Annotated in this window: 16 protein-coding genes; 4 read left to right on the plus strand and 12 right to left on the minus strand. The window is 55.7% G+C overall.

All coding sequences use genetic code 11. The features are described 5' to 3' along the window. Positions 1-22: 22 nt before the first annotated feature. The 6 genes from G505_RS0110035 to G505_RS21225 all read right to left on the minus strand — a co-directional run bounded on the left by G505_RS0110035 (position 23) and on the right by G505_RS21225 (position 5,494). Complete coding sequence (locus G505_RS0110035) at positions 23-709, minus strand: cytochrome b/b6 domain-containing protein (RefSeq protein WP_028109438.1); 687 nt, start codon at positions 707-709, stop codon at positions 23-25. 13 nt (positions 710-722) lie between these two features. Then, a complete protein-coding gene (gene hydB / locus G505_RS0110040) occupies positions 723-1,040 on the minus strand; it encodes an iron hydrogenase small subunit HydB (protein WP_028109439.1) in 318 nt (105 codons plus the stop codon). 10 nt (positions 1,041-1,050) lie between these two features. Further along, positions 1,051-2,286, minus strand: a complete 1,236-nt coding sequence (hydA, locus tag G505_RS0110045) for an iron hydrogenase large subunit HydA (protein WP_028109440.1) — start codon at positions 2,284-2,286, stop codon at positions 1,051-1,053. Positions 2,287-3,165: 879 nt separating this feature from the next. Next, a complete protein-coding gene (azu, locus tag G505_RS0110050; protein WP_425402175.1) occupies positions 3,166-3,633 on the minus strand; it encodes an azurin in 468 nt (155 codons plus the stop codon). 87 nt (positions 3,634-3,720) lie between these two features. Continuing rightward, a complete protein-coding gene (locus tag G505_RS0110055) occupies positions 3,721-5,100 on the minus strand; it encodes a class II fumarate hydratase (RefSeq protein ID WP_028109442.1) in 1,380 nt (459 codons plus the stop codon). Between the two features lie 10 nt (positions 5,101-5,110). Then, complete coding sequence (locus G505_RS21225; RefSeq protein WP_051216054.1) at positions 5,111-5,494, minus strand: hypothetical protein; 384 nt, start codon at positions 5,492-5,494, stop codon at positions 5,111-5,113. A 192-nt stretch (positions 5,495-5,686) separates the two neighbouring features. Here G505_RS21225 and G505_RS0110065 point away from each other — a divergent pair, with 192 nt between their 5' ends. Both G505_RS0110065 and G505_RS0110070 read left to right on the plus strand, forming a co-directional pair. After that, positions 5,687-6,235, plus strand: coding sequence for an isochorismatase family protein (locus G505_RS0110065; protein WP_028109443.1), 549 nt, complete (start codon positions 5,687-5,689; stop codon positions 6,233-6,235). Between the two features lie 74 nt (positions 6,236-6,309). Beyond that, positions 6,310-7,071, plus strand: coding sequence for an alpha/beta hydrolase (locus G505_RS0110070; protein ID WP_028109444.1), 762 nt, complete (start codon positions 6,310-6,312; stop codon positions 7,069-7,071). Here G505_RS0110070 and G505_RS0110075 read toward each other — a convergent pair. Then, a complete protein-coding gene (locus tag G505_RS0110075) occupies positions 7,068-8,012 on the minus strand; it encodes a carbon-nitrogen hydrolase family protein (RefSeq protein WP_028109445.1) in 945 nt (314 codons plus the stop codon). The two genes, G505_RS0110070 and G505_RS0110075, sit on opposite strands and share 4 nt — an antisense overlap. Before the next feature lie 238 nt (positions 8,013-8,250). Here G505_RS0110075 and G505_RS0110080 point away from each other — a divergent pair, with 238 nt between their 5' ends. Both G505_RS0110080 and G505_RS22440 read left to right on the plus strand, forming a co-directional pair. Then, entirely contained in the window at positions 8,251-8,628 is a 378-nt protein-coding gene (locus G505_RS0110080; RefSeq protein WP_028109446.1) for a DUF2784 domain-containing protein, read from the plus strand. A 383-nt stretch (positions 8,629-9,011) separates the two neighbouring features. Continuing rightward, complete coding sequence (locus tag G505_RS22440) at positions 9,012-9,569, plus strand: helix-turn-helix domain-containing protein (protein ID WP_169628210.1); 558 nt, start codon at positions 9,012-9,014, stop codon at positions 9,567-9,569. 46 nt (positions 9,570-9,615) lie between these two features. On the opposite strand, the gene G505_RS0110090 is transcribed toward G505_RS22440, so the two are convergent. The 5 genes from G505_RS0110090 to G505_RS0110110 all read right to left on the minus strand — a co-directional run bounded on the left by G505_RS0110090 (position 9,616) and on the right by G505_RS0110110 (position 13,795). After that, the gene (locus G505_RS0110090; RefSeq protein ID WP_028109447.1) at positions 9,616-11,460 is read right to left on the minus strand and encodes a hypothetical protein; all 1,845 of its coding nucleotides are present in this window, start codon (positions 11,458-11,460) and stop codon (positions 9,616-9,618) included. 19 nt (positions 11,461-11,479) lie between these two features. Then, positions 11,480-11,974 (minus strand): hypothetical protein, encoded by a 495-nt coding sequence (locus tag G505_RS22445; protein ID WP_084643943.1) that lies wholly within the window; start codon positions 11,972-11,974, stop codon positions 11,480-11,482. A 278-nt stretch (positions 11,975-12,252) separates the two neighbouring features. Next, positions 12,253-13,011 carry a CsgG/HfaB family protein gene (locus G505_RS21240; protein WP_035385297.1) on the minus strand — a complete coding sequence of 253 codons (759 nt, stop codon included), beginning with the start codon at positions 13,009-13,011 and terminating at the stop codon, positions 12,253-12,255. Next, positions 13,011-13,391: a curli assembly protein CsgF gene (locus G505_RS0110105; RefSeq protein ID WP_028109448.1), complete on the minus strand. Its 381-nt coding sequence runs from the start codon at positions 13,389-13,391 to the stop codon at positions 13,011-13,013. The genes G505_RS21240 and G505_RS0110105 overlap by 1 nt, the downstream gene beginning before the upstream one ends. Positions 13,392-13,411: 20 nt before the next feature. Further along, on the minus strand, positions 13,412-13,795 hold the full coding sequence (locus G505_RS0110110; protein WP_035385312.1) for a curli production assembly/transport protein CsgE: 384 nt from the start codon (positions 13,793-13,795) through the stop codon (positions 13,412-13,414). Between the last annotated feature and the right edge of the window lie 109 nt (positions 13,796-13,904).

Here is a 13,904-nt window from a genome sequence, read left to right on the forward strand (position 1 = left end):
GAGTTAAGGGGTAAGCGAGGGCTTACTTCTGGGTCAGTTCGTCACCGCTGGTGGCCACCGGGGCGATCTCCTGCTCCACCCACAGAGGGGTGTACTCCGCGGCGTCGTGATAAGGCACGTTGCCGTGGATCATCATCGCCTTGAAGTCGTCGAAGCGGTACACCGCCAGGAACAGGTGAACCGGCAAAAACGCGGTCAGCAGCAGGCCACTGGCCAGGTGAGCCATGCCCAAAAACCACACCAGATCGCGGGGAGCGGCGTGGGGGATCAGCCACAGCACCAGGCCGGAGAGGATCAGCGCGGTGCCGCCAATCAGCACGCAGGCGCCGAACAGCTTCTGGCCGGAGTTGTACTTGTTCATCGGTGGCACAGGCACCTTCTTGCCCAGCAAGAACTTCTGCGGGTAACCGCCGAGAACCATAAACCACTTCACGTCGCGCTCAGACAGGCTGAACACCCGGGCCACGAACAGCACCACCCGGTCGAAGGCCATCACGGTGAAAGCCACGGCGTCCAGGGTCATCACCACACCGGCGATGATGTGGATATTGTAAGTCAGTTGCATGCCCTGGTCGGTCAGCGGCTTAAAGAACAGCAGCAGGCCGGTGGCGGCCAGGGGCAGGAAGCTCATCAGCAGGATGTAGTGGAACACCCGTACGTTCAGGGGGTGCTTGAGGATGGGCCTCATGTCATGTTGGTCATGATGCATAGTCGTCTCTCCCTTAGCTCAGCTTGGTGCGGTCAACGAAGTGGGTGTGCAACAGCTCATGGGAGATGTGGCCCAGAGGCTCGCCGCCGAAGTCGCTGTAGTACTTCTCGATGGCCGGGTTGCGGTGGCTGACGCGCACCTTGGCAATGGCGTCGTCCTGATACAGGCCGGCACTGCGGGCCTTGATGTAGTCGTTCCGGCGGGCCAGCTTGTTGGCGAACCAGCCCACGGGGATGGCCATGGCGGCCACGAAGGCGGCGCCCACAGCCATGAACTTACGACGAGACAGGAAGAAGCTGTCTTCGGCGAACAGATGGGTCTTCTTGGTCATGAGAGTCTCCTTATCCGATGTTGCCAATCCAGGATGAACCGCCGCCCTGTACGGGCTGACCGCCGCCGTTCACACAGCCGCCGGCGCAGTTCATCACCTCGATGAAGTGGTAGGGAGAGGTGCCCGCCGCCACGTCACGCAGAATGGGTTCGATGTTGTTGCCCATGTCATGAACCACCGCCACCTTGACGGTGACCTCCTGGCCCAACTGTTTGTCGAACAGGGTGACATCGGCTTCCTTGACCCCTTCGAGGCCACGTACCGGCTCCAGGTCCAGCTTGGCCATCTCGGTGTCGGTCAGCACCTTGTGGGCGGTCCGCAGGGCCGCTTCCATCACCCCGCCAGTGGTGCCGAAGATGGTGCCGGCGCCGGTGTACTGGGCAAACAGGCTGTCGCCCTCGTAGGCCGGGGTGGTGGCCAGATCGATCTTCAGCAGCTTGAGCAGCTGAGCCATCTCGCGGGTGGTCAGCACCGCGTCCACATCCGGGTACTCGGCAGCGTGGGCGCCATGCTCATGGTTGTAGTGCCAGGCGGAGTTGAACTCGGGACGGGAGGCCTCCACCTTCTTGGCGGTGCAGGGCATCACGGCGATGGTGAAGATCTTCTCCGGCTCCATGTCGTAAACCTTGGCGCCGTAGGTCTTGGCCACGGTACCGGCCATCTGCTGAGGCGACTTGGCGGTGGACAGGTTAGGCAGCAACGAGGGGAAGTTACCCTCCAGGTAACGGACCCAGGCGGGACAGCAGGAGGTGAACTGAGGCAGGGCGCCGGCGTGCTCCTCGCCCTTCACGGTGGCGTGCAGGCGATGGATGAATTCACTGCCCTCCTCCATGATGGTGAGGTCGGCGGCGAAGTTACAGTCGAAGATCTTAAATCCGGCCTTGTTCATGGCACCGTACAGCTTGCCGGTCACCAGCTCACCGGTGCCCAGGCCAAACTCTTCGCCGATGGCCACGCGGACCGCAGGGGCGATGATGCCCACCACAGTGGTGTCTTTGTCCGCCAGTTTGCGGATCACCGTGTCCAGCGCACTGTGGGTCTCTTTGATGGCACCGAAGGGACAGTTGATCATGCACTGGCCGCAGCTCAGGCAGCGATCCTTGTCGATGGAGTGAGCGGCACCGGAGGCGCCAACAATGGCCTGAGTGGGACAGAACTTCTTGCAGGCATCACAGCCTTTGCACTTGGAAGCGTCGATCTCAATCAGCCCCTGGATTTCACCGGCTTGATAGGTGGTAGCAGTCATAGGGAGTTGCGTTCCTTGTTAACGGCTTTCGACAACGGAGTTAATCGCTCTGGTTATGCTGTTTTCGATTGCCGTGAGTCGTAGTTCTTAAAAAAGCGGCGGGGAATATAGAGAAAAGCACGCAGTGGAAATTTGCTTTAAATCAAGTTCAGAAATAAAGACGACACAGATCTCACATCTTTTATTGAAAGTTATGATCTAAATCGTCTATTGCAGAGAGTGAAATTTCAAATGCCACGATAAGCTAATTGCACCCAGCGCAATGAACCGGCATCGATTGCGTCTCAGTCAGTTCAGTTTGATCGGAAATATTTAAATCATCACCAAATAGTTAACAAGAGGCATTCTGCTTTCAGCTGAAACAGCAGGAAATATAAGATACTTTTATTCTGCAGCATTTATTTATTGACCATCACCATTACTGAACCGTTATCGGTCTATTTCAGGACCTTATGACTTCAGCTCACCAGGCCCGCCACAGGCCAAAAACCCTGTTGTATCAAGGCCCGCCGAGGGACGGCACTCACCGACGCCAGGCCGACCACCTTATCTTTCTATCGTTAACTGCTTGAAAGAAAGAGTAATTGACAGAGCAATACAGCACTGCAACCTCCGCATTTATCGAGCCAGAACCAAACAGGAAAGATACATTGTGATTCACCCATGGGTGTTGGCTGTCGATATCGAAGACCTATAAAGCCGATGGTATTAATACATCAGCAGAACAACAAATCAATAGTTTAAGTTAGTCAATTGAATAAAAAACAGACCATAGACATTATTTGGTCTAACCAATTATCCAATTAAAATATCTACTCTTGAAAGCAAAAAAAGGGGCAAGCCAGTTGCCCCTCGCCGCTTAATATTTCGCCTGCAGTTTTATTTAAACTCGAATTTACCCTGCATAATGGCCCAGTGGCCGGGGAAGCTGCAGAAGAAGGTGTAATCGCCGCCGGCGGTCAGCTTTTCGGTGCTGAAAGTCAGAGTGACCGACTCACCGCCACCGATCACCTTGGAGGCGGCATACACCCGCTCATCGCCAGGCTTCACATAGTGGTTATCGAACCCGGCGGCCATGCCGTCGGTGCCCACCGCTTGCACATTGGCGGTGTCGGTGATCACCAGGTTATGGCCCATGGCCTGGGCGGGAAGAGTGCCTGTGTGCGTCAGGGTGATGCTCACCTCCTTGCAACTGGCGGGCACACTCAGCAGCTTGGTATTGAACTGCATCATGTCGTTGGCCTCCAGGTTGAGCTCGCACTCGGTGGCGGTGGCGCCAAAGCTCAGACCCAGCATCAAGGCTGCAGCGGCCAAAATTCGATTTGTCATGGTGATTCTCCGTGTCATTAAGGGTGTTATGTTGTTTTCGCTATCAAAAAGAGATACGTATCAGGCGCTCTCCTGGATGAGTCCCACCCGCAGGCGGGACCCGGATTACAGGCCACCGCGCGTCAGCTTGGCGGGGTCGAGCAGCCGGGTCAGCTCCTCAATGCTGAGGTCGGTGTGTTCGGCGGCCACTTCGATGATGGGGCGCCCCTCCTTGTAAGCCAGCTTGGCAAGCTCCGCCGCCTTGAGGTAACCGATGATGGGATTCAAAGCCGTCACCAGGATCGGGTTTTTCGCCAGGGCCTCTTTGAGCCTGGCGTCATTGACCGTGAAGCTGGCAATGGCCTTGTCCGCCAGCAACACGCTGACGTTAGTCAGTAGGCCAATGCTCTCCAGCAGGTTATGGGCGATCATCGGCAACATCACATTGAGCTCGAAATTGCCGGACTGGCCACCGACGGTGATGGCGGTATCGTTGCCCATCACCTGGGCCGCCACCATGGCCGCGGCTTCCGGCACCACCGGGTTGACCTTACCCGGCATGATGGAGGAGCCAGGTTGCAGTGCCTCCAGCTCGATTTCTCCCAGGCCCGCCAGAGGCCCGGAGTTCATCCAGCGCAGATCGTTGACCATCTTCATCACCGACACCGCCGTGGCCTTCAGCTGACCGGAGAGCGCCACCGCTGCGTCCTGGGAACCGATGTGACTGAAGAAGTTGTCCGCCGGCCGAAAGGCCATGCCGGTGTCATGGTTCAACGTTTGGCAGAAGCGGGCGGCGAATTCAGGGTGGGCATTGATGCCGGTGCCCACTGCGGTTCCCCCCTGTGCCAGAGTCTGCATGGCAGGCAGTGCCTGCTCCAGGCGCGAAATGTTCTGCTCCATCTGGCTGGCCCAGCCGTGCAGGCTTTGTCCCAGGGTCACCGGCATGGCGTCCATCAGGTGGGTGCGGCCTGTCTTGATGAATCCCTCGACCTTGACCGCCTTGGCGCGGATCTCGTCGACCAGGTGACGCAGCGCCGGCAACAGGGCGTCTCTCACCTCGATGCTGGCACTGATGTGAATGGTCGAGGGGATGATGTCATTGCTGCTCTGGCCACAGTTGATGTGATCGTTGGCACTGACCGGCTCCCCTAGGATACGGCTGGCCAGGGTAGCCAATACCTCGTTGGCGTTCATGTTGGAGCTGGTGCCCGAACCGGTCTGGAAGATGTCCACCGGGAAGTGAGCCATCAGCTCCTTGTCACGCTGCAACTCATTGCTGGCCTGAACGATGGCATTGGCCACCGGCAGCGGCAGTTGGCCCAACTGGCCATTGGCTCGGGCGGCAGCGGCCTTGGCCTTGAGCAGTGCCCGGATAAAGGACTCGGGCATCCTCCTGCCGCTGATGGGAAAGTTGTTCACCGCTCGCTGTGTCTGGGCACCATAGAGCGCCTTGCTCGGCACCTGAAGTTCTCCCATGCTGTCTTTTTCGATGCGCATAGAGGCCATGCCGATCTCCTTATGTGGTGTCGCACTCGCTCTGATAACCGTAGAAGGTTGGCAGGAAAATGCGGGTGGTAATGGTCAGCTCCCGCTGCAGAGCCTGGACATGCAACTGCTCCCTTTCGTTGCCGGCCAACCGCTTTAGCTGAAACAGCGGCCGGTAGATCTGATTAAGACAGGCCTCGCGCCAGCAGCTGGGCAGCAGCTCATCCAAAGCGGTATCCAGCAGCAGGCGGAACTGGGTCTCATAGTGGTGTCTCTGGCGCTGCACCGGACAGCACTCACATCGCCCGCAGGCGTTCTTGAGGTGTCGGCAGGGCTCCTGCCCCAGCCAACACTCAATGAGATCATGGTTATCAGGCTCAGTGGCCCGCCGAATCTGTCTGGCTAATGCATCCATAGACGCAGGCACCCTCTGTTCTGGAACTTAGACATTGTTCAACTTCATCACTCACCCAAATAATAACGATTCTCATTAACACTTTGCAACCGCCATAGTGACGCCGTTGCCAGTCACGCACCGACCCGACAGGTCACTCATTTGCAACCATACTTAGGGAAAGAAACTCCCCATTTATAAAAGGAGACCAGAATGTTGGAGAAATCGAGGTGCGGTTTACTGGTGGTGGATATTCAAGGGTCGCTTGCCCGGCAGGTGGTAGACAGTGATAAGGTGATTGCCAACGCCAGGTTGATGATTCAGGCGGCGGAGATCCTGGAGATGCCGGTGATCACCCTGGAGCAGTATCCCAGGGGACTGGGTCCCACAGTGGATGAACTGCAGCAGCAACTGTTCGAAGAGCCCAAGCGCAAGACCAGCTTCAACGGCATTCAGCATGAGGTGATCGAACAGGCATTATTGGATACCGACCGCAGGCAATGGCTGGTGTGCGGCATTGAATCCCACATCTGTGTGTATCAGACCACCATGGGGCTGCTGGATGCCGGGTTCGAAGCGGAAGTGGTCATCGACGCCATCTCCTCGCGGCATCCCCTGGATACCCAGGTGGCCATCGATAAGTGTCGGAGCCTGGGCGCAGGCATTACCACAGTAGAGATGTGTCTCTATGAGCTGATGGCAACCTCCCTGAATGAGCATTTCAAGGAGATCCTGCCCCTGATCAAGGCGCATACCGGCTGATCCGCCTTGTCGGGGTGCCGTCGACTCAGAATACTGTTACGGTAAGGAACGGTATGGATGACTGAGGCGGTGCAATGAAGCAATTGGTGCTCTATCTGGGCCTGGGGTATCTGCTGCTGTGCCTGGGGCTGTTTGTCCTGCAACGACGGATGCAGTACTTCCCGACCCCGCCCCTGCAGATAAAGGGGGCCCAGGCGGTCAGCTTTGAGCACCAGGAGATCACCTTGCGAGGTTGGCTGGCCAACCCGGATCAGGAGAATGCCCTGCTCTATTTCGGCGGCAATGGCGAACAGATTGAGCAGAACCTGGCGCAGTTTCGTCTCTGGTTCCCCCACCACAGCGTCTACCTCATCCCCTATCGCGGCTATGGCAACAGTGACGGCACGCCGACGGAAACCGGCATCGTCGGCGATGCCCTATACCTGTTTGATCAATTAAGCCAAACCCACCCCAAGGTCACTGTTATGGGCCGAAGTCTGGGTTCCAGCGTCGCCGTACAGGTGGCGGCTAACCGGCCGGTCGACAGGGTGGTGCTGATCACCCCCTTTGACAGTGCCCTGGCCGTTGCCCGAGATCTCTACTGGATGTTTCCCCTGTCTCTGCTGATGAAGGATCCCTATCGCTCGGATCTGCTGGCCCCGAGAATTGAAGCCCCCAGCTATGTGGTGATCGCCGCCGAGGATGAGGTGATTCCAATGAAACGAACCCAGGCGCTGATCACCGCACTGGCCCCCAGCCTGCAGTGGAGCCGAAAGATCGACGACGCAGGCCACAACACCCTGTCGATGTATTCCGAGTATGGCCACGCCCTGAAACAGGCGGTGCTAGGGCCCTAATCGTCGTCCCGCAACGACAGCGCGGGCAGGCTTCGCCTGTCAACCTCCAGGTGAAACAGATCGGGGCGATGATAGTGACCGCTGACATCCAGTGCCTTGCGGGAATCGGCCGCCGCCTGGATATCGATGCTGGCGTAGAGAATGCCCTTCTCACGATGCAGTGGTCCGGCATGAAGCCCGCCGAACGGCTTAACGATGACGGCGTCACCACTGTTGATCCACTCGTCGTCCTTGAACAACCGATCGCGCTCGGGAAACTCCTGCGGGACATCCTTACCTTCGATGGCCGTGGCGGTACTCATCACCCAACAGCCCCCCTCCCGGGCAATGTGATTCATCGAAGCGTGCCAGGTTTCACCGCCATCCCAGGTGGGGGCCAGGTAGATATCCAGCCCCTGGGCATAAAGAGCAAAGCGCGCCAGGGGCATGTAGCTCTCCCAACAGATCAGACAACCAATCCGGCCCACGGCAGTCTGTACCACCTTGAGGCCACTGGCGTCTCCACAGCCCCATACCATCCGCTCCGGGTTGGTCGGCATCAGCTTACGATGACGGTTCACTATGGTGCCGTCGGCATCAATGATGACGACGGTGTTGAACAGGGTTGAACCACTGAACTCGGCGTCCAGTTCGTTCATCCCCATGACCACCACCATGTTATGTTTGGCTGCCGCCTTACAGATGGGGTCCAGATCGCCGGCAGCAATATCCACCGAATTTTGCCTCAGCAGACTGTGGATACGGTTTCCCACCGCCATATCTCCGCCGGGACGCAGACGCCATATCCAGGTGGGGTAACCGGGCAAATAAGCTTCGGGAAACAGCAGCAGGCGGGTCCCGGAAGCCGCCGCCTCCTCGATGGTTGCTAGGGCACGGTCGATGGAGGTTTGCAGGTTCAATAACGCTGGGGGCCTTTGGGAAATTCCGACGCGAATACTCATGGCAACCTCGGTCTGGCTACAAACAAGCCTTAACCCTAGTTCAAAGTAGACGGACTACAACCCGGGACGAGCCTGAACGGCTCAGACGCATAACCGCCCCTGCATCAGAGAGTGATCAAGGGAAAATAATCCATGGATATCGAGCCATTAATAAAATCACATACACGACAATGAACGGTGTACAAGCTCTGGACAGCAACAGTAGGATGGGGGGGTCGTTAAACCTCGGGCAGTAATGATGATCTATCATCTAGCGGCGGACGCCGTACTGGTGATTCACCTGACCTTTATCTTGTTCGCTCTGTTTGGCGCCCTGCTGGGGCTGAGGCAGCGCTGGATACTCTGGCTGCACCTTCCGGCCGCCATCTGGGCCATTGTCGTGGGGTTCATGGGGTGGATCTGTCCTTTAACCCCCCTGGAAAACTTCCTGCGCACCGCCGCGGGTGATCAAGGCTACAGTGGCGGCTTCATAGAGCACTACCTGCTGCCCATTATCTATCCTCAGGGCGTCACCCTGGATCTGCAGATGTTGTTTGGCCTTATTGCACTAACAATCAATATAGTGATCTATTATTGGGTCATACGAAAACTCTACTTTTCCAGCAAAGAGGTTTAACAAAATAAACCAAAATACCAGCAATGATTATGGATTCAATAAGCCCGAGAAAGAAAGTACACTCTGACGAATATAACCACCTTATTTAAAATCAGTCATTCCAGATTCAGCAAGTCGTTACAAATCATCAACTTGCAATGAATAGATGCATTGTCAATGCAATTCAAGAATATTGAATGTAAGTATCCAAATCTCATTTATTGACCCTCGTCAACGACTCCGTCCCTGAGTGTTATAGAGTTGTAACTCCGCCCTGTGGTTTCACGCATATTTAATGCAAAGGAGTTGCCATGGATAAACCCGTGAAATGCATCTGCTTTTATCGACCGGATAAACTGCAGTCGCCCTTGCCCGCTTTATGTCAGGGGCTTGAATGTCAGGTTGTGGAGCTGACAAGAGAGCAGGAGCTTGCCGTCTACGGCCAGTGCAGTGATCCCATCCTGTTTTTGGTTGCTGCCCAGTTATTGCCCAAGATCAATGGCAGTCTGCCCAATTGGCTGGATAACCTGTTGGAGCATCACCTGGTTGCCATCTATGACGCCAGCGAGCTTCACTACAATCCCATCAACCTTATTCACCACGGTTTGCGCGGTGTGCTTTACCATGGAAGCAAGCTGGATCAATCTCTTACCGGCATTCAAACCATGCTTCAGGGCAACCTTTGGTTTAAACGCATCCATATGGAGCAAGCCCTGAGTGAGCTGATAAAGGAGCACCAGCAGCACCAAACCCCATCCGACGGTCGCAGCCTGGACAAGTTGACCGAACGGGAGATTGGCATCGTTCGCCTGGTGGCACTGGGCTCCAGCAACAAAGAGATCGCCCGCCAGCTGTTCATCAGCGAATACACGGTTAAAGCGCATCTTGCCTCCGTCTTTCGGAAGACCGAAACCCACACCCGTGCAGAGCTGGTTGGCAAACTGGCTCCGACCCAGCAATAAAAAGCCCCCGCCCGAGAGCGGGGGCAAACCTCAGGGAACAAGCCAATCAGAACTGACTGATAGAGATGACGTTGCCTGTGCCCTGTTGCGCGAAGTCAGCGACGTTTCCGTAAGAGGTCTGACGGAAGGTAATGACGTTGCCTTCCCCCTTCTGGCTGGCAGTCAGCGTGTTACCACCGGAGGCTTGATCACCGGACAGCTTGTTGCCAGTACCGTTCTGAGTAATGTCGAGCTCATTGCCAACCACACCAGAGTTGGTTTTAATATCCACCCAGTTGTTCTGCCCTCGCTGGTCAAATTCAGCCAGCAGGTTGGCGGAGGTAGAAAGCAGGTTGATAGTGTTAAGGCTTCCCTTCTGGAACAGATCTACATTGATACCTTGACCCTTGCCATTCAAGTTCAACGTTGCCCGGTTGCGCTCACCCTTTTGTTTGGTGCGGATGTCAGCTTGATCTACATCAGTCACATCGACATTCAGGCGCTGTCCTTCTCCTCTCTGACGAGTCACCATCTTCAGGCTTTCACCTTCACCATGAACCCACAACTTGGCATAGTGACCTTCACCCCGCTGATTAGATTTAATCTTACTGCTTCGGATTCCATCCACATCCAGGTCCAGGTTATGGCTTTGGCCAAATTGCTCAGCTACCAACCTGGAGCGTTCGGCATTGGTGATGTCCGCGGTTAATCGGTGTTCATCACCTTTCTGCATTGTGGACACATCAGCCTTCTTGAAGGTAGGGCCATAGAGATTAAAAGTTGCCGTGTTTTCATGCCCCTTCTGCACACTGTCAATATTGCTCTTCTCTACACCATCGATGGCGAAAGTAAGCCGGTTCTCGTGGCCGCGTTGCTCAGAATTGACACTGGACTTGATCGCATTGGTTACGTCGGCATTAATCCAGTTACCGTTACCAAATTGTTCAGTATTCACCTCAGCACGCTTAAATGTTGGCCCATAAAGATTCAACGTGGCATTGTTATTGTGGCCATGCTGTTCGGCGCTTATGTCACTTTGCTTAACCTTGGTTACATCGGCGGTAATCCGGTTGCTCTGACCATGCTGTGACGCTTCTACCGTGGAGGACTTCGCCAAGGCTATGTTGGCCTTGAGAACATTTTCCTGGCCATGCTGCTTCAAGCCCACTTTGGCATCCATGGCACTACCGTCACCAGTCAGATTCAAGACACTGACGTTACGCTGACCATGTTGATCCATTCCGACTTCACTGCTTTCAACATCCACCAGGTGGGCAGACATGCGGTTATCACGACCTTTCTGCTTAGCCTCTACCAAAGTATTGTTGGTTTGTTCACCCAGGTAAGTAAAGCTATCACCTGAACCATATTGCTTAACCTTGTACTCATTAAAATTGGAGGCAAAAGTCGTCAGGCTAACCCTATGGCCGGCCGCATCGGGACCAATACCTGAGGTCTGCTTGGCGCGCACGGTCTCGGAGTTCCCCTCCATCTCCAACTTGATCAGGTGACCTGCACCCTCAACACTTCTTTGCCTTAAAACCATATCAAAATCACTGCCAGTGACCGCTTCGTTACCGAGGTTAAAGCGAATACGGTTATCAAATCCCTTTTGATCCATTTTAATTTGGTGCCCATCCGCATTCTCGACGAAATCAGCCTGAACAATGGAATTATTCACCCCATTTTGAGAATACTGCAGGTCGTTGTTTATGCTCTGCACGTCTGCAGCCTTAATGACGTTGTAATCACCTTTCTGCGAGAAGTTAGCGCTATTGTCGCCCCAACTCCGATATTCAGCGCTGTTCTGAATACCGTGCTGGTCAACTGTCACTTCATCAGTGGCATTGGCGCAAAAGCCCACACCCAACAGGGCCAGGGTAATAACTGATAGGTTGAATCCACGTTTCATCATCTACTCCTTCACCACTTCAATAGTGGTTGATTGTTACCGTGCGAAAACTGCCGGTTTGATTAATTTGTCGTGAGAGTGAGTCACCACTGCGGGAATAGTCGTAGACCACCGCCCGGTTGTGGTGCCCCACCTGGTGAATGCCGATGGCACTGTTGTCTGTCGCCTGATGGGTGATCGCCAGGTTTCCCTGCCCTTTCTGGGCAATGCTGGCCTGGTTGTGGTTGCCCTCCTGGGCCACCAGGGCGGTATTGCCTCTGCCCTGTTGGCTGACGGTGGCTTTCTGCATCCACCCCTGTTGGGTGAGTACCACCAGGTTGGCTGAACCGCCGCCCTGTATCAGCTGCGCTTCGTTGGCGATCCCCTGTTGGCGGACAACGGCGGCATTTCCAATGGTCTGCTCCATCAGCTGGGCCACGGTGGGCTGCTCAATCAGCCTCTGCAGCGGCAGAGACAATTCAAGCGCCTGGGCCGGTAGCCCTACCATCAAGAGCAATGTGAGTAAGTGCTTCATGCCGTTCCCCTGTTATCACAGGCAAGTTCATCTTATGGGGGAAGTCCGGGGTGGCGGAATCACCCAGACAGGCATAAATCAAAAAAACATTACCCATTGATTATTAAAGAATTTCACTAATGGCGGACGAACTAGAACGTTAAGGCTAATCGGCGCGATAGGACTAGCCCTACCCTGGCCAGCAAGTGGGCCAGAGCAGAGAGTTTGTGTCTGGCATGTAAAAGAAGCGGGCATAAAAAAAACGGCCACCGAAGTGGCCGTCGTGCGGATCGGGGACACTAGCCCGCACTCCAATAACCTTTTGCCATGCCCTTTTCGATGATGGCGATCACCGCCGCCTCCATCGCCTGGCGCACACAAAGCTGCACCGGCTCATTGGTGCTGTAGCCACCTTCCGCTTCCGCCAGACGGTTCAGGCTGACATAACGGAAGAAGCCCGCCCGCAACTCCTGAGAAAAGATCTGCTTGGTGGAGGAGACGGAGATCAGCACCTTGCCGGTCATCACATCGACAGCGCGGAGATAAAGAGTGACCTGATCCTTGCGGTAGAGTTCGGACGCACCGATGCCGTAATACTCCATGCCGATGCCACCGGTTTCGATATCGGTGTCATAGGCGGTAATGCCTCCTTCAAACAGCAGCCTGGCGTCGGCCAGAGTGCCCATGGCATCGGCCTGATCACCCAAGCGCTGTCGAATGATCTTGCGCTCAGTAAGGAGGTTCTGAAGCCCTTCCCGCTCCACGGGGTCAAACCAGGCGCTGTCGAGCAGTGTCTGAACCAGCATGGAGGTGGCACCCTGGGTGACCGCGGTGGAGAAGGAGCTGACGTTGGCCTGAGGCTTATACTGGCCGGTCTGGTCCCGGAAGGCGTACACCGCCACCGGTATGGGGTACTCCGGCGCCGGCTCCTGCTGGAGCACAAGCATCGCTTCACTCACCGGATCGATGCGGGCAGGTTCAACAAAGAGCTCAGGCTTACCTAAGGCCGCACAGCCGCTGAGCATCAGCATTCCGGCCAGGATCAGGATACGTTTCATCAGTAGCTCAACTTAGGCAGAACGATCTCGGTGATCTCGCCGGTAGCCAGGTCGGTAATCAACACATGGATGTTGTTGGGATCATCATCCCGGACATCGATGATGTACTCGCCGGTATTGTAAGTTCCGGCAGTAAAGTCGCCTCGGGTGATGTCACTGGTGAGGCTGTAGAGCAGGTTGCGCTCCAGAGCATCCTGAAACTGCTCAACGAAGCTGGCCTCCTCATAGGACTTGGTGTGATCGTTCTGCGACTGAGCCTTGCTGAGCAGGAAAGAGCCGTTCAGCGGGTTGCCACCAAAACTGGGGTTGACCGGTTGATAGGTTAACTGGGTTGCCGCCGCCGGCAGGCTGAACGCCAGCAGCAAGATCGTTTTTCTCATGATGCCTCCACGGACAAGCCCTACCAGGGCTCATCCTTCTGTCCCAGAATGATGTTGGCCTTGACCCGCGCCACATGATCTATGGTGGTGCGCATGGCGTCGTCAGCCCGCTCCTTGATGTTGTTGTAGCGGCGTCCGAAGTAGGTGATGTACACCTGCTCCTGGTTGACGGTGATCCACAGCTTGGTGCCCGCCTGGGGATAGACCGTTTCATGGACGGTCACGGTAAACCCCTGGGTTCCAGGGAGGTCGCGCCAGTATCCGGCATAGTAATAAAGAAAATCCCTGCCAAAGCGGGTGACAGTGCGATCAATCAGCAGCCCATCGAGCTCAATCTCTGCGCTAATCACAGGCGCAGGCAGAAGCCACAACAACAGGCCGAGAATCAGAGTTCTTCTGTGCATCTCTCCCTCCACCTCAGCCCAATCTGCCCCGAGGATAACGCCACCCATCATGGCAGCGGCATCCCCCGTTTGGGCGTAATCCTTCCGGGTCCTGGCAAAAGGACTAGTC

The organism is Ferrimonas futtsuensis DSM 18154 (assembly GCF_000422645.1).
Lineage (GTDB): Bacteria > Pseudomonadota > Gammaproteobacteria > Enterobacterales > Shewanellaceae > Ferrimonas > Ferrimonas futtsuensis.

Bases quoted from the DNA above. Each gene is read 5' to 3' on its own strand.
- G505_RS0110035 (WP_028109438.1), bottom strand. From the start codon at position 709: ATGCATCATGACCAACATGACATGAGGCCCATCCTCAAGCACCCCCTG.
- hydB (WP_028109439.1), bottom strand. From the start codon at position 1,040: ATGACCAAGAAGACCCATCTGTTCGCCGAAGACAGCTTCTTCCTGTCT.
- hydA (WP_028109440.1), bottom strand. From the start codon at position 2,286: ATGACTGCTACCACCTATCAAGCCGGTGAAATCCAGGGGCTGATTGAG.
- azu (WP_425402175.1), bottom strand. From the start codon at position 3,633: ATGACACGGAGAATCACCATGACAAATCGAATTTTGGCCGCTGCAGCC.
- G505_RS0110055 (WP_028109442.1), bottom strand. From the start codon at position 5,100: ATGGCCTCTATGCGCATCGAAAAAGACAGCATGGGAGAACTTCAGGTG.
- G505_RS21225 (WP_051216054.1), bottom strand. From the start codon at position 5,494: ATGGATGCATTAGCCAGACAGATTCGGCGGGCCACTGAGCCTGATAAC.
- G505_RS0110065 (WP_028109443.1), top strand. From the start codon at position 5,687: ATGTTGGAGAAATCGAGGTGCGGTTTACTGGTGGTGGATATTCAAGGG.
- G505_RS0110070 (WP_028109444.1), top strand. From the start codon at position 6,310: ATGAAGCAATTGGTGCTCTATCTGGGCCTGGGGTATCTGCTGCTGTGC.
- G505_RS0110075 (WP_028109445.1), bottom strand. From the start codon at position 8,012: ATGAGTATTCGCGTCGGAATTTCCCAAAGGCCCCCAGCGTTATTGAAC.
- G505_RS0110080 (WP_028109446.1), top strand. From the start codon at position 8,251: ATGATCTATCATCTAGCGGCGGACGCCGTACTGGTGATTCACCTGACC.
- G505_RS0110090 (WP_028109447.1), bottom strand. From the start codon at position 11,460: ATGAAACGTGGATTCAACCTATCAGTTATTACCCTGGCCCTGTTGGGT.
- G505_RS22445 (WP_084643943.1), bottom strand. From the start codon at position 11,974: ATGAAGCACTTACTCACATTGCTCTTGATGGTAGGGCTACCGGCCCAG.
- G505_RS21240 (WP_035385297.1), bottom strand. From the start codon at position 13,011: ATGAAACGTATCCTGATCCTGGCCGGAATGCTGATGCTCAGCGGCTGT.
- G505_RS0110105 (WP_028109448.1), bottom strand. From the start codon at position 13,391: ATGAGAAAAACGATCTTGCTGCTGGCGTTCAGCCTGCCGGCGGCGGCA.
- G505_RS0110110 (WP_035385312.1), bottom strand. From the start codon at position 13,795: ATGCACAGAAGAACTCTGATTCTCGGCCTGTTGTTGTGGCTTCTGCCT.